Origin of the sequence: Yersinia alsatica (assembly GCF_025133195.1) — a bacterium.
Classification (GTDB): Bacteria; Pseudomonadota; Gammaproteobacteria; order Enterobacterales; family Enterobacteriaceae; genus Yersinia; species Yersinia alsatica.
The window spans coordinates 1,396,392-1,417,970 of sequence record NZ_CP104006.1; the positions used below are offsets into that span (position 1 = coordinate 1,396,392).

A 21,579-nucleotide genomic window follows, 5' to 3' on the forward strand; every position below is an offset into this window, starting at 1 on the left:
CGATGAAAGTGACGTTAGAAGAGTTGCAGGCTTTTACCTCGGTCGTTGACTGCGGCTCAATTACGGCGGCTGCGGAACAGCGCAGCCAGACAACATCGGGTATCAGCCGCGCCTTGAGCCGGCTGGAACAAAAGCTCGCTACAACATTGTTGCGCCGTACCACCCGGCGATTAGAGCTAACAGAAGAGGGCGAGTTGTTCCTCAGCCATGCGCGGCAGATTTTGGGTGCTGTGGATGATGCCGAAGAACAAATTGCCCTGCGGCGCTTAAAACCTGCCGGGCGGCTGCGTGTCAATGCGGCGGCACCTTTTATGCAGCATGTGATTGTGCCGATGATCAGCGGTTTTCGCGCGTTATATCCGCAAATTATTCTTGAGCTGAATACCGACGACCTCAATATCGATTTACTTGAACAACGCACCGATATCGCTATTCGTATCGGCGCGCTGCGTGACTCGACTATCCATGCCCGTTTGCTCGGAGCCAGCCGCGTACGCATCCTTGCCAGCCCTGATTATCTACAACGCCACGGCACCCCTCATACCATTGATGAACTGGCAAATCACAGCTTGCTTGGGTTTACTCAGCCGGAGTTTCTTAACCAGTGGTCGCTGCCCCACTTGCCGGGCGGGCGTTCGTCAATCACGCCTAATTTAGCGGCATCCAGTGGTGAGACACTGCGCTTACTGGCTTTACAGGGCGAGGGAATAGTCGAATTATCTGATTTTATGACCCGAGAAGATCAATTGACCGGGCGTTTAGTCGAGGTCATGGCCGATCAAATTCTGGAAACCTGGCAGCCAATCAATGCGGTTTACTATCGTAATACCCAGCTTGCGGCGCGAATTACCTGTTTTCTGGATTATGTCAGTGAGCAGATCAAAACGAGCCATTGGCTTAAAGATAGCCGCTAACCCGCTGTAATCTCGCCCTCGCTAAATTAAGTGAAGTTGCAGCGCAGGTACTGCAACTTCAACAACGCAGACTAAGCGTTATCTAGAATATAAATCATGACATCCAGCACATCGTCTTTAACTACTTCACGATGCTGATGCATATGTTCCATCTGCAAATGTTGCTCCAGATGCTGAACACTCTGCCACTTTTCCATCATGAAGATAGAATCTGGCGACTTCTTTTGCCAGTCAAGCTGGGTCGGCGCATCAATCATTGGGGCGTAGCCACCGCAGCCCTCTTCTGCCAGCACGGCAGGTTGTAGCTTCTCAATGGCCTGCAATACCGCCTGGCGGCGGCCCGGTTTAACTTTTATCTCGGCAAAAACAGTAATCATTATTGTCCCAACTTATGTGATGATCCAGCTTGTGGGGGGGGAAATCAAACCGCCTGATTGTTAAAGTTTTCAGCCAGATGCTGACGATAACGGCTAATATCACCTTCAATATCAGGTTGTTTAATCACATCATTACACATAAATGTTGGCAATGGCTTCATGCCAAGGAATTGATTGGCTTTATGGAAATGCAGATAAACGCCATCAACACCGACACCTTCGAAGAACTGCTTTGGATCAGTAAAGGCTTCTACAGGGGCATTCCAGGTCACTGAAAGCATATAGGTTTTACCCTGAATCAAACCGCCGGAGCCGTAACCTTTGGTGGCATCGGAGCGGGTACGACCATCGCTTTGGTACAAGCGACCATGGCCATAGGTGAAGACTTCATCAATATATTTTTTCAAAATCCAAGGTTCACCCATCCACCAACCCGGCATTTGATAAATAACCGTATCAGCCCACAGATAGTTTTCAATTTCACTTTCAATATCATAACCTTGGTCAACAGTCGTGATTTTAACCTGATGGCCGTTTTCCTGAAGAAAACCAGCAGCTACATTAGTGAGAGTGAGATTTAGCAGACCTTTGGAATGCGCAAACTCTTTCATTGCATTAATAATTAGTACGTTACTCATTAATATAATCCTTTTGAAGCGGGAGTTTTGAAACTACCTAACTCAGAATGCTGAGTATGCTAACGGTTTCAGTACCAGAGAAAAATGCCCAATAATGCATAACACTGTTGCTTAAAAAGCAACAAAGCTCTTTGGTTGAATCGTTTTAGCCGCAAATATGCGAAGCAACGCGCATTGAATTTTATATAACCGAAACCGCAGATCAACAGTTTTGAAGCAGCTCTCAGAATGCAGTTAATACCGCGCAGCATATAGCTGCCAACAGAGTTATAGCGGTACACTGCTTGCCTATCAGCGACGCTCGTTTATTCAGGTCAGCGCCATTATGTCCCCTCATACTTTGCTTGTAATTGATGATGACGAAGAGATCCGCAGCTTGCTGACGGAATACTTCACCAAGGCGAATTTTCGTGTGCTTTCGCTACCTGACGGTGAACACTTGCTGACCACGTTGAAGCAAGAGTCTGTGGATTTAGTGATTTTGGATGTCATGCTGCCGGGGGATGACGGCTTCACGCTTTGCCGTAAAGCGCGGCAAGTATCGGCGGTGCCGATCATCATGCTGACTGCGGCGTCTGATGAAAGTGACAAAGTGATTGGATTGGAGCTGGGGGCTGATGACTATCTGGCTAAACCCTTCAGTGCTCGTGAGTTGTTGGCGCGAGTTAAGGCGTTATTACGTCGCAATCAAATCGTGCAAAGCCCCGGTACCGAAGCACGTTTTTTATGTTTTAACGGCTGGAAACTGGATTTAGTCCGGCGAGAGCTTATTGATCCACATAAGCAGAGTGAACCGCTATCCGGAATTGAATTTACGTTGCTCTCGCTATTTTTACGTCATCCTAACCAGATCCTCGATAGGGACCAGATTTCTGAAATCACTCGTCGGCGGGAAAATAACCCTTTAGAGCGTGGGATTGATGTACAAATCAGCCGGTTACGTCAGCGCCTGCAAGATAGCCAGCGCCTGCTACTGCGCACTCTGCGCAATCAGGGTTACATGCTGTGTTGCGATGTGACTCGTGAATATTGATGCGGGTCGTTATGTCCGCTGGCTACAAGATATGTTCCGGCCACTTTGGCCTCGCTCACTACTGAGCCGCATGCTATGCATGTTGGTGATTGCACTGCTGTTAGCTGAAAGTATTTCCGGATCCATTTGGTATCGTCAGTTCAGTCTGCGTAATCAGGCTAGCCTGGAAAGTACCATTAAAGGGTTGGTGCAAGGGATGCTGACCAGCTACAACTTTATGTCTTCTCTGCCGCACAATTACCGCCATTTGGTATTGCAGCAGCAACTGGCGCTCGGGGGTTCTCAGTTTTTTATTTCAATCAATAATCATGTATTGGACGAAGTACAACTGCTGGAGAGCCAAACCGCCAGAACGATAGTCTCACAGGCAAAACAGGAGCTGCGGACACAATTAGGAGAGCGACAAGCGGCAATCATCTCTCTGACCCCCGCGGATCAACTTAAAGTGTTTAATGCCGGGGTTCTGGTGGAAAATCTGCCTCCGGCATGGGCACGTTTTGGCATCACCACCTCCCATAAAGATGCGCCGGTATTGGTTATTCAATTACAACTGAATGCCAATGAATGGCTATTTCTCGCCGCTCCTCTGCCGCCCCCTTACGATCAGTTAGAAAGCCCGCTATTTAGTTTACGTCAGGTTGGTTTTACGCTGTGTAGTTTGCTGTTGGTGCTGCTTTTCACTTGGTGGCTGATTCGCCGTGAACTGAAACCTTTGGCGCGGTTAGCCCATGGTGCGCTTGAACTTAACAGCTCCTTGGACAGCGAGCCATTGCCGGAGGAAGGCAGTGCAGAGTTAGTGACGGCAACCCGTTCTTTCAATCAAATGCAAAGCCGCCTAAGGGCTTATCTGCATAATCGGGAGATGCTGTTTACCGCGATCAGCCATGACTTGAAAACGCCGCTTACTCGGCTGCGCTTGCGGGTAGAAATGCTGGAAGATGAAAGATTGGGGAAAAAGTTCGAGCAGGATGTCGCTGACCTGGAAATGATGGTTAAAGGCGCGCTGCAGAGTATGAAAGATACTGATTTACATGAGAATCTTGAATCCATCGATATCATGAATTTGCTAAGAAAAATGATGGATGCCTATCTCAATGTCAGTGTATCTGGCAAAGCCAGCCCCATTTTTGGTCGCCCACTGGCGATTAAGCGCCTGCTGAATAATATCGTCGAAAATGGGTTGAATTATGGTCAGCAGGTAGAGATAACTTTGTCAGATCATCGGGATTATATCATGTTGTTTATCCGTGATTTTGGTCCGGGGATCCCGGAGGATCAGTGGGAGAAAGTGTTTAAACCTTACTACCGTTTACAGCAAGATAACCGTGGCAGCGGATTGGGGCTTGCCATTTCGCGCAGCATTGCCAGAGCACATGGTGGCGAGGTGACATTACGCAATCATCCCGGCAGTGGTCTGATAGTGGAAGTCCGTTTACAACGTTATAACTGAGTCTATTACCTATGTTGAAGGCGCTATCTCTTATTTTCTTGTTGTCGGTCGCGACCCATGCCACCGCCGCTAATGTTGAAGTTCTGCATTATTGGACCTCGTCCAGTGAGCAAGCCGCACTTGAATCGGTCAAACAGGCATTGGCCGAAAAAGGAGACAACTGGCAAGATTTTGCTGTTGCAGGTGGCGCGGGAGAGAGCGCATACAGTGTACTGCAAACTCGCGCTATTGCTGGCAATCCGCCCGGAGCAGCGCTGCTTGAAGGTAAGGCTATAGAGGAGTGGGCCAGATTGGGCTTTCTCTCCAGCCCTTATACACCGGAGCAAACTGTTGAATGGGATAAAGTTTTACCCCCGGCGATTGAGGCTAATATTAAATACCGTGGTGAATATGTTGCGGTGCCGGTAAATATACATCGTATCAATTGGATGTGGATTAACCCCAAACCCTTCGCCAAATTGAAATTAGCTGTCCCTACCACTTGGGATGAGTTTTTTGTTGTGGCAGATAAGCTACAAGCTGCGGGATACATTCCACTAGCACATGGTGGGCAAGCATGGCAGGATGCCACGGTGTTTGAAAATCTCCTACTAGGCATGGAGGGCGGGGGGTTCTACCGTCAGGTATTTATGGAGCAACGCGGCAGTGCTATCACGAGTGAGAAGATGGTGCAGGTGCTGGAAAAGTTTCGCCAAATTAAAAGTTATATCGATCCAGATGCTGCCAATCGGCCATGGCATGAATCGGTAGAAATGCTGCGCAGTGGCAAAGCAGCCATGATGATTATGGGCGACTGGGCCAAAGGGGAGATGATGCAAGATGGTGACCACCCCGGCAAAGAGTTTCTGTGTGCCTTGGCTCCCGGGACTCAGGGCTACTTCATCTATAACACCGACAGCTTTGCTATTTTGCAGCAGAATGGTAATCCGGTTATGGTATCCGGGCAGCGCCATTTAGCTGACGTCTTGATGGATAAGCAGTTTCAGGTCACTTTTAATAAATTAAAAGGCTCAATCCCCGCGCGGATGGATGTTTCATTGCAGGATTTTGACTCTTGTGCCCAGCAGTCGAGCAAAGCATTCCGCCAAGCTGAAGCATCGGGGAAATTGCTGCCAAGTATGGCGCATTCAATGGCGACAGATGCCCAAACTAAAGAGATTTTTTTCCACGTCCTGAACTACTTTTTTACCCATCCAGAGCAGACACCGCAGCAGGCTGTGCAACAGTTGAATACTGCATTAATCGCGGTGAAATCTTAAGAGTGGCGCATCAAATAAAGTGGCTGAGTTTATAGAGGGATATTGCAGGTTCGATTATTGCAGCTTTCATGGAGCAGAAGGGCGAAGTGCCCTTCTTTAAAATGGGAAATCACAACATATCAGAGGGTTACTCCTAGATTCCTTCCGGTTCCTCATTGCTCTCATTATCTGGTGTGTCACTCTCAAGCACAAAATGAACGATTCCTCTGCTCCCGGCAGCCAGTGCTTGCTGGGCAAACTCGCTCGCAGTGGGGATTTCATCTCTATCTAACACTGTTTCTGCCAGCATCTGCATATTGGTGCCAGCAATAACTTCAAACTGAGGTTGCTGCACACTCAATTGGACAGCGCTGCGAAAAGGGGAACCACCCAGTAAATCGGTGAAGAACACGACTCCCTGCTCCACAGGTAATGCATCCAGTGCTTGTTGTAATGCTTGGTCTAACTGTTGAGTATTCATGCCGACCGGAAAATCGATAGCAATAATTTGTTGTTGGGGGCCAATGATTTGCTCTAGGGCGTTATATAACCCACTGGCAAAATGCCCGTGGCCAGTGATGATAATGCTTACCATAAAAGGTCCTTGGGCGCTGGCAATTAGCCAGCGCAGTAAAGATTGAAACGGATTGCTGAGTTACAACACGCCGAGCCATGACAAGGCAATAGACAACACAAATGTCACCAGAATGAGTGTTACCGGGCTGACTTTCTTGGCCCGCAGCAAGTAATACATCAGCAAGGTGTAAACCATGGGCAGCAGATTAGGGAAGACTTTGTCAAAGAAAGCTTCCTGAATAGAGACTTCATGACCAGCCGTCACCGCGACTTTTGCCGCTACCGTGATGTGAACATACGAAGCAATCAATCCACCGACGACTGTCACCCCGAGTATGGTCGCAGCTCTGGAAATTGCCCCCGAACTGGCCCGCAGTTTATCAATGGCTTTGACCCCTAAGGTGTAGCCCAGATGGGTCCACACCACGCGCAGTAAAAATAGCGCCAGATAGACAACGAAGAAGATAATTGGCCCTAACACACTGCCCTGACTAGCAAAAGAGGCACATACCCCGGCGACAATTGGCAGCAGAGTAAACCAGAAAATAGCATCGCCAATACCCGCCAGTGGCCCGAACAGTGCCACTTTCAGCCCCTTAATCAGGTCGCGACTTTCATGACGTTCCTCCAGTGAAATCAGTAACCCCATCAGGAAACCAACGGCATTGGTGTTGGTATTGATAAACTCCAGATTGTCTTTCATGGCGGCAGACAGAGCAGCTTTGTCATTGCCATAAATCTTCTTCAACAGTGGGACTTGGGCGCTGGCAAAACCGGTGGCTTGCATCCGCTCGTAGTTAAAACCGGCCTGTAACAGTGCCGAACGGAAACCTAACCGCGTGATATCTCGGCGTGTCAACTTGGTGGTCGGTTCTGCGCTGGCATCTGTGGTAGTGGGCAAGGTGTTAGATTCCATCATTCATCTCCTCAGGTGCAGCAGCAGCGGCGGCTTTCTTCTGTTGGTTGTAATATTCGTAGACAGCGAAAGCCGTCCCCAGTAGCGCGACAGGTAACAGATTTTGTACCGGTATAAAGGTGACAAACAGGAAACCAATGATAAAGAAAGGGGTGAACGGCGTTTTCATCATAACTTTCAACAGTAAGCCGAAACCAACTGCAGGTAAGATGCCGCCCGCCACTTCAAATCCGTGGGTTAACCACACCGGCATTGAGCGCACCAGACTTTGCATCGCCCCCTGAGAGACATAGGCACAAAGGAAGGTTACGGCGGCGTAAGTCACCGCCACTATCGCGGTTAACAACAAATTTAGCCGCCCGAGAGCCGCGCCATCCGCTTCTTCTGCATACAAATCTGCTTTCTGCATAAAGAAGGAGAATGCTGAGTAATAGAACAGAATGATGTATTGCATGAGGAAGCTAAAGGGCAGACCGAGTCCGATTGCTGTTTTCGCATCAACCCCGGTACTGTGGGCGATAACGGTGGTCATAATCCCCGCCAACACCGGGTTTGGCGGTTGAGTACCCCCAATTGGCGTCAGGCCAGTAAAGGCCAGTTCAGTTAAAGCACCGGTAATCAAACCTGTTTGGATATCACCGAGAATAGCACCCGTTAAGGTACAGACGATTAACGGGCGGAAGATATACAGCGCTTCCAACCAGAAATCGATCCCGACAATCAGGGCCATAATTGCCAGCCCAATACCTTGCATCATTGTTATTTCATGCATAAATAATTCCGTCACCAAAGGCGTTGTAGGGCAGGGTACTGTCGGTTTTCGTCATACCGTATTGCTATACCCTGATGCGGCGGCTATTTACTGGACTTTATCTTTGCCGTCGCTCGGTGTGTCCTGAATAAAGACATTTACGTTATGCTGTTGAATTGCATGTAGGTTGGCCAGATCGTTATCATCGACATACACTTTTTTGGTCAGTGGGCGTTTGCCTTCTGAAAAGTGCATATTCCCGACATTCACATCGCGAATAGGTACCCCGCCTTCGACCAAGCGGCGAGCTTCGTCCGGTGTGCGGCAGACGATAAAAATTTTCTGTTCAGCAGAAGCTTTACCAATGACATCAATGGTTTTTTGGATGGAGAAGAAACGGATCCCCAGCCCCATAGACTCAGCTGTCATCGACATTATTTGCTGTTGAAGTTTGTCCTGTGCGACACCGTCGTCGGCGACTAATAACAGGTTTGCCCCCAGGGATGAGGACCATGCCACGCCAACCTGGCCGTGAACCAGCCGGTTATCGATGCGTAACAGCAAAATATTGGGTGAGGCCATGGGTATTCTCCTACTTCGACTGCAAGCGAAACGATATTGTCTCTGTGTGTTGATTGGCACGCTGTGGTTCCGACAACCGTATCGAGAAAGTGAAAAAGTGGAAGGAAGTCCAGCGCATAGCCAGTATATGAAGGGAAAAGCAGCGGTAGGCTACATGATGATATCGTTTTGTTACCCCGGTGATAGAAAGGCGGGGCAATGTTACAGAGATGAAAGATTGAGATTATCTGTGGGTTGTGACAGTAACCCCGCAGATGAGGTACTATCGCGGGCAGAAATCTACAATGAACTTGCGGTGTCTATCTTGACGAACAGTGATTGCCACCAGAGTCTGAGGATAATTGAGTAATGAGTGATTTGACTCATGACGGTGCAGAACGCTTACCGCTGCACACCTTTACTGAAAACGCCTATCTGAACTATTCCATGTACGTCATCATGGATCGGGCGTTGCCGTTTATCGGCGATGGTTTGAAACCGGTGCAACGGCGCATTGTCTACGCAATGTCCGAACTGGGGCTAAACAATAGCGCAAAATTTAAAAAATCTGCGCGTACCGTGGGTGACGTGTTGGGTAAATACCATCCACACGGCGACAGTGCTTGTTATGAAGCTATGGTATTGATGGCGCAGCCATTCTCTTATCGCTATCCATTGGTTGATGGTCAAGGGAACTGGGGAGCACCGGATGATCCTAAATCCTTCGCCGCAATGCGTTATACCGAATCTCGTTTATCCAAATATGCTGAAGTTTTGCTGGGTGAGTTGGGGCAGGGCACGGTTGACTGGGTGCCGAACTTTGACGGAACCATGCAAGAGCCGAAAATGCTACCTGCGCGCCTGCCGAACATTTTGCTCAATGGGACGACCGGTATTGCTGTCGGCATGGCAACCGATATTCCACCACATAATGTGCGCGAAATTGCACAAGCGGTGATTGCGCTTATTGATAAACCAGCGACCTCTCTGGATGAGTTACTGGAATTCGTGCAAGGGCCTGATTTCCCAACTGAAGCAGAAATCATTACTCCACGTGATGAAATTCGTAAGATTTACCAGAATGGCCGTGGCTCCGTGCGTATGCGGGCATTGTGGAAGAAAGAAGATGGCAGCGCGGTCATCACCGCCTTACCTCATCAGGTTTCGGGTGCCAAAGTGCTGGAACAGATTGCCAGCCAAATGCGCGCCAAAAAATTACCGATGGTTGAAGATTTACGTGATGAATCTGATCATGAAAACCCAACACGTCTGGTAATTGTTCCGCGTACTAATCGCGTCGATCTGGATCAAGTGATGAACCATCTGTTCGCCACCACGGATCTGGAAAGAAGTTACCGTATTAACATGAACATGATCGGCCTGGATCATCGTCCATCAGTCAAAGGGTTGCTGGAGATCCTGACCGAATGGTTAGTATTCCGTCGTCAAACAGTACGTAACCGCCTGAATTATCGTCTGGAAAAGGTGCTGAAACGGCTGCATATTTTAGAAGGTTTATTAATTGCCTTCCTGAATATCGACGAAGTTATTCATATCATTCGTACTGAAGATGAGCCAAAACCGCTGCTGATGCAGCACTTCGCGATTTCTGAAACTCAGGCTGAAGCGATCCTCGAACTGAAACTCCGCCATTTAGCCAAACTGGAAGAGATGAAGATCCGTGGTGAGCAAGATGAGTTAGCCAAAGAACGTGATCAATTACAGGCATTACTGGCATCCGAACGCAAACTGAATACCTTGATTAAGAAAGAAATTCAGGCAGATGCCGCAGCCTATGGTGATGATCGTCGTTCACCGTTGACTGAACGTGGTGAAGCTAAGGCCATGAGTGAGCATGATATTGTGCCTTCTGAGCCGGTAACCATTGTGTTGTCTGAAATGGGTTGGGTGCGCAGTGCCAAAGGCCATGATATTGATCCGTCTGGCTTAAGTTATAAAGCGGGTGACAGTTTCCGCGCCGCAGCGCGGGGCAAGAGTAACCAACCGGTGGTGTTTATTGATTCAACCGGCCGCAGTTACGCCTTAGACCCACTGACACTGCCATCAGCACGCGGGCAAGGTGAACCGTTGACCGGGAAGCTCACACCGCCGCCGGGTGCAACCATTGAACAGGTATTGATGGCACCAGATAGCCAGAAATTATTGATGGCATCAGATGCCGGTTATGGCTTTGTATGTACTTTCAATGATTTGGTTGCCAAGAACCGTGCCGGTAAGACGATGATTACTTTGCCGGAAAATGCCAAAGTATTACCGCCATTGGAAATTTATGGGCCGGATGACATGCTGTTATCCATCACCGCCGCTGGTCGTATGCTGATGTTCCCAGTTGCAGATCTGCCTGAGTTATCAAAAGGTAAGGGTAATAAGATAGTCTCAATCCCGGCGGCAGATGCCGCAGCGGGCAAAGATCGTCTGGTGTGGCTATTTGTTTTGCCGCCGCAAACGTCGGTTACACTTCACTTCGGTAAACGTAAGCTAACCTTGCGACCAGAGGATTTGCAGAAATTCCGTGCTGAACGCGGCCGGAAAGGTTCACCGCTACCTCGTGGTTTGCAACGTATTGATCGTGTTGATGTTGATGCGCCTGCACGGGCAATACCCACAGACAGTGAAGAGTAATATTCAACGTAATTAGAATCACAGCGAGTCAATGTAACAGGCGGCGTGCGCAATTTGCGTGCGCTGTCGCGTAACATCATTATGGTTAGGAATCTGCGCGGTGTTTTGCCTGGAAGCCGTTATACTAGCGCCGATTACGTGTCTATAAGTAAGTGTTTAAGAGGTTGTTATGCTATTAATTTTGCGCACTGTGCTGGCTGTTTTATATTGTTTTCTAGTGTGTGTCTTTGGCTCAATTTATTGCCTGTTTAGCCCACGAAACCCACGTAATCTGGCGACGTTTGCTCATCTCTTTGGCCGGATGTCAGTACTGTTTGGGATTACCGTTGAGCAGCGAATTCCCCCAGAAGCAGCGAATTACGGAACTTGCATTTACATCGCTAACCATCAGAATAATTACGATATGGTCACGATGTCGAATGTGGTTCAGTCAGGCACCGTCACGGTGGGCAAAAAGAGCTTACTGTGGGTACCTTTATTTGGCCCATTATATTGGCTGACCGGTAACCTGCTGATTGATCGTGATAACCGTGCTAAAGCGCATGGCACTATTGCCCAAGTCGTTGAACAGGTTAAAAAAAGAAATGTTTCTATCTGGATGTTCCCAGAAGGGACTCGCAGCCGTGGCCGTGGCTTATTGCCGTTTAAGACCGGCGCTTTCCATGCCGCTATCGCCGCTGGTGTGCCGATTGTGCCAATCTGTGTTTCCAGTACTAACCATATCAACTTAAATCGTTGGTCGAATGGCAAAGTCATCGTAGAAATCATGCCGCCAGTTGATACCAGCGGCTATGGCAAAGATCGCGTGCGCGAGTTGTCGGAGCATTGCCGCAATTTGATGCTGGCTAAAATTGAGCAACTCGATGCAGAAATAGCCCAAGAGGCCGCAGCTAAAAAATAATCTATTGGTGTAGATAAATTCGTTATTCTGCGCTGATTATTTGGCTTGAAGTAAATTGTGAGTTTTCATTTAAACGACTCTGGTCGTGAGCGTTTTGCCGTCCTTCAGCGTTATTCGCAGTCAGGCAAAATTTTGCAGTAAGTTTGATTGTGGTTTTCACGGAGAAGATATGTCACTCAGTCGTCGCCAGTTCATTCAGGCTACGGGTTTAGCGCTAGGCGCGGGCTCGTTGCCATTGAGGGCACAGGCTAATAGTACCCAACAACCCTCTTTACCTGTTCCTCCCATACTGGAATCTCGTCGTGGTCAACCGCTGTTTTTGACTTTACAACGGGCACATTGGGCATTCAGTGGTGGGCAAAAAGCCGCTGTATGGGGTATCAACGGGATGTATCTGGGGCCGACAGTCCGGGTTTTCAGCGGTGATGACGTTAAACTCATTTACAGTAACCGTTTGACTGAGCCGGTCTCCATGACGATCAGTGGGTTGCAAGTGCCCGGCACCTTGATGGGCGGTGCTGCGCGCATGATTTCCCCAGGGAGTGATTGGTCGCCGGTATTACCGGTGCGACAACCCGCCGCAACCTGTTGGTATCATGCTAATACCCCGAACCGCATGGCCCCCCATGTCTATAACGGGTTGGCCGGTATGTGGCTGGTGGAAGATGAAGTCAGCAAAGCAATGCCGCTGCCGAGTCACTATGGGGTGGATGACTTCCCGATTATTATTCAGGATAAACGGCTGGATAACTTTGGTGTCCCGCAATATGACCCACCCGCTAAAGGCGGTTTTATTGGGGATACATTGCTGGTTAATGGTGTGCAAAGCCCGTTTGTTGAGGTTTCTCGTGGTTGGGTGCGTTTACGTTTATTGAATGCTTCCAATGCTCGTCGCTATACCTTGCAACTCAGTGATGGGCGTCCACTTCATGTTGTTGCCAGTGATCAGGGTTTCTTACCGGCTCCGGTTGCCGTACAGCAACTGTCACTCGCGCCGGGTGAGCGACGTGAAGTGGTGATTGATATGTCGCAAGGCAGCGAAGTGTCGATTACCGCTGGCGAATCCGCCGGGATTATGGACCGCCTGCGTGGGCTATTTGAGCCATCAAGCATTTTGATTTCCACCTTGGTGCTGACACTAAAACCGACCGGTTTATTACCGTTGGTGACTGATAATCTGCCAATGCGTCTGCTGTCCGACCAGATTTTGGACGGCAGTGTGGTGCGTTCCCGTGAGTTCCGCTTGGGCGATGACTTGCCAGGTATTAATGGGGCTATCTGGGATATGAGCCGGGTTGATGCTCAAGCCCAACAAGGTACTTGGGAGCGCTGGACGTTGCATGCAGATATGCCACAAGCATTCCATATTCAGGGCGTTTCATTCCTAGTGAAGAATGTGAATGGCGCGCCAGCAATGGCGGAAGATCGCGGCTGGAAAGACACGGTTTGGGTTGATGGCGATGTGGAGTTACTGGTGTATTTCAATCAGGTTTCTTCCGCGCATTTCCCGTTCTTGTTCCACAGCCAGACCCTTGAGATGGCAGACCGTGGTTCAGCAGGGCAGTTGGTGACACAGGCAGCACCGACGGTTGGTTAAGGTTTGGGCGGGCAAGTTCGGTTGTTAAAGTTTTACTGCCCTTAACCGGATCGGGTTTCGGTTGATATAAGATTAGCGACAATCTTATATCAACCGAACTGAATCACTGATTCCCTCATACAAAATAGATATCCTTCCTCTTTTCATGGATAAATGCGTATAATCGCCGCCCGGTGATGATTTCTTAACCCGAACCACCTCAACTTTCCCCAATCAAAGAGTGTTGCCATGAGTACCAGCCTGATCCAGCCAGAGCGTGACCTGTTTTCTTATCAGCCTTATTGGGCTGAATGCTATGGCACTGCGCCATTTTTACCGATGTCTCGCGAAGAAATGGACATATTAGGCTGGGATAGCTGTGACATCATTGTGATCACTGGGGATGCTTATGTGGATCATCCCAGTTTTGGCATGGCCATTGTTGGCCGCATGTTAGAAGCTCAAGGCTTCCGCGTGGGAATTATTGCTCAGCCAGATTGGACAAATAAAAACGATTTCATGCGCTTGGGTGAGCCGAATCTGTTCTTCGGAGTCACTGCGGGTAATATGGACTCGATGATTAACCGCTATACCGCTGACCGCAAATTACGCCATGACGATGCTTATACGCCGGATAATCAAAGTGGTAAGCGGCCAGACCGTGCCACCTTGGTGTATAGCCAGCGCTGCAAAGAAGCCTATAGCCATGTGCCGGTATTGCTCGGCGGTATTGAAGCCAGTTTACGCCGTATTGCTCATTATGATTATTGGTCAGATACTGTGCGCCGCTCGGTTATCGTGGATGCGAAAGCTGACATGCTGGTGTATGGCAATGGTGAGCGGCCGCTGGTTGAAGTGGCGCACCGCTTGGCTAATGGTGAGAAAATTGCAGATATTCAGGATGTGCGTAATACCGTCGTGATGCGCAAAAGTGCATTGCCGGGCTGGAGTGGGGTAGATTCTACCCGTCTGGATAAACCGGGCCGTATTGAAGCTATTCCTAATCCTTATGGCGATGATTTACCCTGTGCCACGGATACTGTGCCGGAACCCGAAGCCAAGCCGGTGACGGTGCGGGCGGCGAAACCAAAGCCGTGGGAGAAGACCTATGTCTTGCTGCCATCCTATGAAAAAGTGAAAGCAGACAAAGTGTTGTATGCCCACACGTCGCGGATTTTACATCATGAAACCAACCCCGGCTGTGCGCGGGCTTTGATGCAAAAACATGGCGATCGCTATATTTGGATCAACCCACCGGCGATTCCGCTCAGCACCGAAGAGATGGACAGTGTTTTTGCGCTGCCTTACCAGCGAGTACCGCATCCGGCTTATGGCAAGTCACCGATTCCAGCCTACGACATGATTCGTTTCTCGATCAATATCATGCGTGGTTGCTATGGCGGCTGCTCATTCTGTTCGATTACCGAACACGAAGGGCGCATTATTCAGAGCCGTTCCGAAGATTCCATTATTCGTGAAATTGAAGAAATTCGTGACAAAGTACCCGGTTTTACCGGTATTATCTCTGATCTTGGTGGCCCGACGGCAAACATGTATATGCTGCGTTGCCAGTCGCCACGTGCCGAGCAAACCTGTCGCCGTGCCTCTTGTGTGTATCCTGAAATCTGCCCACATATGGACACTAACCATCAGCCGACCATCTCTCTGTATCGACGCGCCCGCGATTTGAAAGGGATCAAAAAGATCCTGATTGCGTCTGGGGTTCGTTATGATCTGGCGGTGGAAGATCCGCGCTATATCAAGGAATTAGCCAGCCACCATGTGGGCGGTTACTTGAAAATAGCGCCGGAGCATACCGAGGAAGGGCCACTTTCCAAGATGATGAAGCCGGGAATGGGAAGCTATCAGCGTTTTAAAGAGCTGTTTGATACCTATTCTAAGCAGGCCGGTAAAGAGCAGTATCTGATCCCGTATTTCATCTCCGCGCATCCGGGGACTGAAGATAAAGATATGGTTAATTTGGCACTTTGGTTGAAGAAAAACCGCTTCCGCTTGGATCAGGTGCAGAACTTCTATCCATCACCGCTGGCTAACTCCACCACCATGTATTACACCGGTAAGAACCCGCTGGGGAAAGTGGATTACAAGAGTGAGGATGTGGTTGTTCCTAAAGGTGATCGCCAACGGCGGTTACATAAAGCATTGCTGCGTTATCATGATCCGGCTAACTGGCCGATGATTCGTGCGGCATTAGAGGATATGGGACTGCAACATTTGATTGGTAGCCGCCGTGAATGTTTGGTTCCGGCTCCAACTCTCGAAGAGCAGCGTGAAGCACGGCGCGCATTCCGCCAGCATACCCCGGCGCTGACCAAACACACCTCAATCACTCGTCAACGCCAGCCTACTGGGCGAGTTGCGGCTAAAACACCGCTGGCAGCCAATAGCGCGTCTGCGGCTAAACCGTCAGTTAAACCAACCGGTACAAACCATACTGGTGCAAACAAGACTGGCGCAAATAAAACGGGTGCAAACAAAACCGGCGCAAACAGAGCGCCGGTAAATAAACCTGCTGGCACCGCCAGAGGCAAGACTAAGCATCACTAAGCTGAATCAGCTGTCAGACCCGAAAACATCCGGGTCTGGCCCCAGCCGTTTACCGCTATCCAACTTCGAAATTGCCGTCAGTTCATCTTTGTGCAGTTTAAAATCAAACACTTCAAAGTTTTCTCTGATGCGCGCGGGAGTGACTGATTTCGGGATAACAATCAGCCCACTGTCCAGATGCCAACGGATGACTATCTGTGCCGGCGTTTTGTTGTATTTCTGGGCGAGTTGACGAATAACAGCCTGATCAAACACACCTTTGCCACCCTGTGCCAGTGGGCTCCAGGATTCGGTAGCAATATGATGTGTAGCATTCCAGGCATGAATTTGGCGCTGCTGTAGCAGCGGATGTAGCTCAATCTGATTGACGGTCGGGGCAATGCCGGTTTCATCAATTAGCCGTTGCAGATGAGGAATTGTGAAGTTACAAACCCCCACGCTACGGATCAAACCTTGTTCTTTCAAGGTGATAAGCTCACGCCAGGCACTGACATAACGATCCTGTGTAGGATCTGGCCAATGGATCAAATAGAGATCCACATAATCGAGCTGAAGCTTTTCCAGACTCTCTTCCAGAGCTTGTTTTGGATTACGCTGGCTGTCATTCCACAGTTTTGTGGTAATGAATACCTCATCACGGGGAATGTTAGCGGTTTTCAGCGCCTGACCAACACCGACTTCATTCTTATAAATAGCCGCCGTATCGATCGAACGATAGCCCACTTCCAGCGCTTTGCTGACAGCAAGCTGTGCTTCTTCAATACTTGCTTGCCAAACGCCAAGGCCGAGTTGTGGCATCAGATTTCCATCGTGCAGTTTGATAATGGGTTGTGTTGCCATGTTTATCTCCTTAGCTGAATACCCTTAGTGCTTGACGTTGCAAGAAGCCCGCTCCCTGCAACGCCATTTTCGTTGGGTATAGATTTGGGCTGTACCAGCCTATTTATATAACCAATGTGATAAGTTTAGTCGCTATAGCTGTGTTTATTAGACCGCGGCTTCGTAGATACGTTTGCTATCGGCTAAAGTGATATCGCCGTGTTCACCCAGCGCCGTCATGCCGTGCTCTTCCAATTTTTTGATAAGATCCGGAATGGAGCTGCCATCCAGTTTGTAGGCGGACAGGCGAGTTGCCACACCCATGGTTTCAAAGAAATGACGGGTTGCTTCAATCGCGGCATCGATACGCTGTTCTTCAGTCCCTTCACGCAGACCCCAGACGCGCTCTGCATATTGCAGTAATTTAGCGTGTTTTTGCTGTTTCTTGGCGACCAACAGTGCAGGCAATACCACCGCCAATGTTTGGGCATGATCCAACCCATGACGTGCAGTCAGTTCGTGGCCCAGCATATGTGTTGCCCAGTCTTGCGGGACACCAGCACCAATCAGGCCGTTTAATGCCATGGTGGCGCTCCACATGATATTGGCACGCACATTGTAATTTTTCGGGTCACTCAAGGCTTTTGGGCCGTCTTCGATCAGTGTTAACAGCAGACCTTCAGCAAAACGATCCTGTACTTTTGCATCCACTGGGTAAGTCAGATATTGCTCAATAGTATGAACAAAAGCATCGACCACACCGTTGGCGACCTGACGCGGTGGCAAGGTATAAGTGACTTCAGGGTCCAGCACAGCAAACAGCGGTTGCACATGTGGGGAGAAGAAATGCTGTTTATCGCCGGTACTACGGCGGCTGATAACTGCGCCATTGTTAGCTTCAGAGCCAGTAGCAGGTAAGGTCAGCACTGAGCCCATAGGGATGGCTTCAGTAATATCGCGGCCCATGGTTTCCAGAATATGCCATGGGTCTTGTGGATAATTGACACCAGCGGCAATGAATTTAGTGCCATCCAGCACTGAACCGCCGCCAACAGCGAGCAGGAAGTTAATTTTCTCTTTGCGGCAAACCTCAATGGCTTTCATCAGGGTTTCGTAGGTCGGATTTGGCTCAATACCGCCAAACTCAATAAAATCAAAGCCTTTTAGTGCCTGATGAACTTGGTCAAGCACGCCATTTTGTTTGATGCTACCGCCACCGTAGGTGATTAAAATGCGCGCATCGGCAGGAATCACTTTACTTAGTTGCGCTATCTGACCAGTACCAAACAGGATTTTTGTTGGGGTATGAAGGGTAAAATTTTGCATGATGATTTGTCTTCCAGCTTTTGGGTGATGAACAAACAGCAATGATGACGCTGCTAATTTTATTGGTAGCCATTGTCGGTAACCTGATGCTATACCTCAATGCACATTTCTGCCTAGCTCTTGCCTATTTCTCCAAATCACTGTAGAAAATGCCCGAAATACTGCATAATTTATGTCAGATTGTTTTAGATAACAGAAGCAGGTGAGGCACCATGGTTGAGGTTACTGATATTCAGGCACAGATGGCTGGAAAAATTGCTGGTCTGGCGCAGGGCAATGGCTTAACCCCTTCCGCTGTACCCAAGGTGAAGATTCTGTACTCCACGGTGCATCAGCCGCGCACACCTGTAATGTACACCCCCAGTGTGGTGATTATATTTCAGGGGCATAAAGTCGGTTATCTGGGCAGTAAAGTGTTTCAGTACGACCCGAAAAACTACCTTATTCTGACCGTGCCTCTGCCCTTTGAATGTGAAACCTTTGCTAGCCCTGAAATACCGCTGGCTGGAATTTATATTCATATAGATAACCAGATGCTACAGGATCTAATTATAGATATTGGTGATGATGAGCTGGATAAACCTTTCGGTAATACGTCCGGCGTCAACTCATCGGCATTAACTGAAGAGATGCTGTGCGCCACTGAGCGCCTGCTGGATGTGATGTCTAATCCACGTGATGCCAGAGTACTTGGCCCACAAATTGTGCGGGAAATTATCTACTATGTGCTGTGTGGTCAGTGTGGTGGGGCGTTGCAGGCATTGGTTAACCGCCATGGGCACTTCAATCAAATTACCAAGACACTGCGGCGTATCGAAAATCAGTTTGCCGATAACCTGAATGTGGAACAATTAGCCGCAGATGTGAATATGAGTGTCTCGGCGTTTCATCATAATTTTAAAGCCGTGACTAACACCTCGCCCCTGCAATATCTGAAATCTTACCGACTGCACCGTGCCAGAATGATGATGCTGCACGATGGGCTAAAAGCCAGCACCGCAGCCAATAAAGTGGGGTATGAAAGCGCCTCGCAGTTTAGCCGTGAGTTTAAACGCTATTTTGGCGTGACGCCCAGTGAAGAGCTTGCCAAGCTGCGCGCTAGTTGATGTAGCGCCCGCTTTTACGCTGACAAAAAACGGCGCATAGCGCGCCGTTTAGCTAACAAGCCCAGCACTGGGCCGCTACTCAGTGACACTCTTACGTTTACACCAAACCAAAACCAGTGTGCCGACCAGCCCCATCAGGAGTAAGACAATCGGCAGAATCATCAGCGCCGTCATGACCTGATTTTCATAATGCTTAACCAATGGAATATGGCTAAGAGCAAAGCCCAACCCCACGACACTGCCTACCCACAGCAGCCCACTGAGCCAGTTAAAGAATTGAAAACGTGTGCTGTTCAGACCTGAAATACCCGCCAGTGTTGGCAGTAAAGTCCGCACAAAAGCCAAGAACCGGCCGATAATCAAGGCCGCTAAACCATGGCGAACAAACAAATTATGTGCACGCTGTCGATAATGAACGGGCAGTTGCAACAGCCACCTTTTTACTATTTTGGTATCACCGAGCCACAGCCCCTGCAGGTAACTTAACCAACAACCCAGGCTGGCGGCAACGGTCAAAATTATCATTGTGGGTAAGAATCCCATGACACCCTTGGCAATTAATGCACCCGCCAATAGCAACAAGCTATCACCAGGGAGGAAAGAAGCCGGCAGTAAACCATTTTCTAAAAAGAGGGTGGTAAAGAGAATGCCATAAATGACCCAAATCACATTCGGGTCGGCAAGTTTACTAAAATCCTGCTGCCATAAGGCATGAAGGATTTCGCGTAATACATCCATTTCTGTTCCTGTTTGCCTATCGTGTGAGGATATTGTTGTGAGGTCTTACACAGTGTATCCGTAATGGCGCAGATCCACATTGATCTTATCCTCAATAATTAAATTTTTGGGCGGATATATACGTGTCGTTGATACTATTTGTGTAAGAGAGGATTAATGCGCGGCCATTATCACCGCGCATTAACAAATCAGGTTGTGCAGTAGCGATTATCCCACTGCTTTAATGCGCTCAAATCCTGCCACCAAATCGTTCTGCAAGTCTTGTACATTTTCCAGGCCGATGTGAAGACGGAACAGAGTTCCTTTTATTCCCTCTGCTTCGAACTTGCGGATTGCACGGATATCCTTTGGCTGATAACCCAGGATTAAGGACTCAAAACCGCCCCATGAGAAAGCCATGCTGAAGTGGGTAAAGTGGTCAAGATAAGCTTCTAACTGCTGCTGAGTGAGCTCTTCTTTTAACTCAAAAGAAAATAAACCATTACAGCCCGTGAAGTCCCGCTGGTAAAACTCATGGCCCTTGCAGCTAGGTAGCGCCGGATGATAGACCGCAGCTACTTCTGGGCGTTGAGCCAGCCAGTTCGCTATTTCAATACTGCTTTTTTCATGTTGTTTTAACCGCACACTGAGAGTGCGTAAACCACGGCTGGCAAGATAGGCGGTGTCGGCATCAACCATTTGCCCCATCAGATAAGAGTCTTCCCGCAGCTGCTCCCAACATCGAGCATTGGCAACTGCAATCCCCAGCATCGCATCGGAATGGCCAATAATATATTTAGTACCTGATTGGATGGAGATATCAATGTCAAAATCCAATGCTTTAAACAGCACACCGGCTGCCCAAGTATTATCCATCATGATAATCATCTCGGGAGACACAGCACGGATGGCTTTCACAATAGCTGGAATATCTTGCACTTCCATGGTGATAGAGCCGGGTGATTCAAGAAACACCACTTTAGTTTGCGGGGTAATCAGCGCGGCTATTTCGGCCCCTATCATCGGATCAAAATAGGTGGTGGTCACATTCATGCGCGATAAAATTTTATCGCAAAAACTTTGTGCGGGTTCATAAGCAGAACCGGTCATCAGCACATGATCACCGGTTGAGACAAATGACAAAATGGCATTGCTAATGGCAGCGGCCCCACAAGGATAAAGCACACAACCGGCACCCCCCTCCAATTCCGTCATTGCTTCCTGCAAGGAAAAGTGGGTCAGCGTGCCTCTACGGCCATAGAATAGCTCGCCATTTCCACGATTAATGGTGGCATGCTTTTTTGCTTTCACTGAGTCAAAAACTAGCGAAGATGCCCGTTGGATAACGGTATTAACCGAGCCTTGGGTAAATCTCTTACTTCTGCCCGCGCTAACTAAGGTTGTTTCCAGTTTTTCTGTCGTAGGTTTATTTGCAGACATGATTGCGTTGTCACCTTTTTATAATCTGA

The 21,579-nt window shown here is 48.9% G+C and carries 19 protein-coding genes; 9 read left to right on the forward strand and 10 right to left on the reverse strand.

Annotated elements, in window-relative coordinates:
* Positions 1–2 precede the first annotated feature (2 nt).
* Positions 3–914 (forward strand): LysR family transcriptional regulator, encoded by a 912-nt coding sequence (locus N0H69_RS06120; protein ID WP_050108615.1) that lies wholly within the window; start codon positions 3–5, stop codon positions 912–914.
* Positions 915–985: 71 nt separating this feature from the next.
* On the opposite strand, the gene N0H69_RS06125 is transcribed toward N0H69_RS06120, so the two are convergent.
* Together N0H69_RS06125 and N0H69_RS06130 are read right to left on the reverse strand one after the other, a co-directional pair.
* Positions 986–1,291, reverse strand: a complete 306-nt coding sequence (locus tag N0H69_RS06125) for a putative quinol monooxygenase (protein WP_050150749.1) — start codon at positions 1,289–1,291, stop codon at positions 986–988.
* Between the two features lie 44 nt (positions 1,292–1,335).
* Positions 1,336–1,929 carry an NAD(P)H-dependent oxidoreductase gene (locus N0H69_RS06130; RefSeq protein ID WP_050150751.1) on the reverse strand — a complete coding sequence of 198 codons (594 nt, stop codon included), beginning with the start codon at positions 1,927–1,929 and terminating at the stop codon, positions 1,336–1,338.
* Between the two features lie 325 nt (positions 1,930–2,254).
* On the opposite strand from N0H69_RS06130, the gene N0H69_RS06135 reads away from it, so the two are divergent.
* The 3 genes from N0H69_RS06135 to N0H69_RS06145 are packed head-to-tail and all read left to right on the forward strand — an operon-like array spanning position 2,255 to position 5,671.
* Positions 2,255–2,962: a response regulator gene (locus tag N0H69_RS06135; protein WP_050108609.1), complete on the forward strand. Its 708-nt coding sequence runs from the start codon at positions 2,255–2,257 to the stop codon at positions 2,960–2,962.
* Positions 2,952–4,412, forward strand: coding sequence for an ATP-binding protein (locus N0H69_RS06140; RefSeq protein ID WP_230676817.1), 1,461 nt, complete (start codon positions 2,952–2,954; stop codon positions 4,410–4,412). Before N0H69_RS06135 ends, N0H69_RS06140 begins: the two co-directional genes overlap by 11 nt.
* Positions 4,413–4,423: 11 nt before the next feature.
* Positions 4,424–5,671 (forward strand): ABC transporter substrate-binding protein, encoded by a 1,248-nt coding sequence (locus N0H69_RS06145; protein ID WP_050150754.1) that lies wholly within the window; start codon positions 4,424–4,426, stop codon positions 5,669–5,671.
* A 133-nt stretch (positions 5,672–5,804) separates the two neighbouring features.
* Here the strand turns inward: N0H69_RS06145 and agaF are convergent, their stop codons facing one another.
* From agaF to agaB, 4 genes are all read right to left on the reverse strand, one after another.
* Positions 5,805–6,245, reverse strand: a complete 441-nt coding sequence (gene agaF, locus N0H69_RS06150; RefSeq protein ID WP_050108605.1) for a PTS galactosamine/N-acetylgalactosamine transporter subunit IIA — start codon at positions 6,243–6,245, stop codon at positions 5,805–5,807.
* 60 nt (positions 6,246–6,305) lie between these two features.
* Entirely contained in the window at positions 6,306–7,142 is an 837-nt protein-coding gene (gene agaD / locus N0H69_RS06155; protein WP_050108603.1) for a PTS galactosamine transporter subunit IID, read from the reverse strand.
* Positions 7,132–7,914: a PTS galactosamine transporter subunit IIC gene (agaC, locus tag N0H69_RS06160; RefSeq protein ID WP_050108601.1), complete on the reverse strand. Its 783-nt coding sequence runs from the start codon at positions 7,912–7,914 to the stop codon at positions 7,132–7,134. Before agaC ends, agaD begins: the two co-directional genes overlap by 11 nt.
* Positions 7,915–8,001: 87 nt before the next feature.
* Positions 8,002–8,475: a PTS galactosamine transporter subunit IIB gene (gene agaB / locus N0H69_RS06165; protein ID WP_004390117.1), complete on the reverse strand. Its 474-nt coding sequence runs from the start codon at positions 8,473–8,475 to the stop codon at positions 8,002–8,004.
* A gap of 348 nt (positions 8,476–8,823) precedes the next feature.
* Between agaB and parC the strand changes: the two genes are divergently transcribed.
* The 4 genes from parC (at position 8,824) to N0H69_RS06185 (ending at position 16,142) form a co-directional block, all read left to right on the forward strand.
* Positions 8,824–11,097 (forward strand): DNA topoisomerase IV subunit A, encoded by a 2,274-nt coding sequence (gene parC / locus N0H69_RS06170; RefSeq protein WP_050108598.1) that lies wholly within the window; start codon positions 8,824–8,826, stop codon positions 11,095–11,097.
* Positions 11,098–11,266: 169 nt separating this feature from the next.
* Positions 11,267–11,998, forward strand: coding sequence for a 1-acylglycerol-3-phosphate O-acyltransferase (locus tag N0H69_RS06175; RefSeq protein ID WP_050108596.1), 732 nt, complete (start codon positions 11,267–11,269; stop codon positions 11,996–11,998).
* Positions 11,999–12,167: 169 nt separating this feature from the next.
* A complete protein-coding gene (gene ftsP, locus N0H69_RS06180) occupies positions 12,168–13,595 on the forward strand; it encodes a cell division protein FtsP (RefSeq protein ID WP_050123363.1) in 1,428 nt (475 codons plus the stop codon).
* A 228-nt stretch (positions 13,596–13,823) separates the two neighbouring features.
* A complete protein-coding gene (locus N0H69_RS06185; protein WP_050123364.1) occupies positions 13,824–16,142 on the forward strand; it encodes a YgiQ family radical SAM protein in 2,319 nt (772 codons plus the stop codon).
* A 6-nt stretch (positions 16,143–16,148) separates the two neighbouring features.
* Here N0H69_RS06185 and dkgA read toward each other — a convergent pair whose 3' ends face one another.
* Positions 16,149–16,982, reverse strand: a complete 834-nt coding sequence (gene dkgA / locus N0H69_RS06190; RefSeq protein ID WP_050150756.1) for a 2,5-didehydrogluconate reductase DkgA — start codon at positions 16,980–16,982, stop codon at positions 16,149–16,151.
* A 147-nt stretch (positions 16,983–17,129) separates the two neighbouring features.
* On the reverse strand, positions 17,130–18,287 hold the full coding sequence (gene yqhD, locus N0H69_RS06195) for an alcohol dehydrogenase (protein ID WP_050123365.1): 1,158 nt from the start codon (positions 18,285–18,287) through the stop codon (positions 17,130–17,132).
* A gap of 212 nt (positions 18,288–18,499) precedes the next feature.
* Between yqhD and N0H69_RS06200 the strand changes: the two genes are divergently transcribed.
* Entirely contained in the window at positions 18,500–19,393 is an 894-nt protein-coding gene (locus N0H69_RS06200; RefSeq protein ID WP_050108586.1) for an AraC family transcriptional regulator, read from the forward strand.
* A 75-nt stretch (positions 19,394–19,468) separates the two neighbouring features.
* Here N0H69_RS06200 and N0H69_RS06205 read toward each other — a convergent pair whose 3' ends face one another.
* Together N0H69_RS06205 and metC are read right to left on the reverse strand one after the other, a co-directional pair.
* Entirely contained in the window at positions 19,469–20,131 is a 663-nt protein-coding gene (locus tag N0H69_RS06205; RefSeq protein ID WP_050108584.1) for a DedA family protein, read from the reverse strand.
* A gap of 207 nt (positions 20,132–20,338) precedes the next feature.
* Entirely contained in the window at positions 20,339–21,550 is a 1,212-nt protein-coding gene (gene metC / locus N0H69_RS06210) for a cystathionine beta-lyase (protein ID WP_050123366.1), read from the reverse strand.
* Between the last annotated feature and the right edge of the window lie 29 nt (positions 21,551–21,579).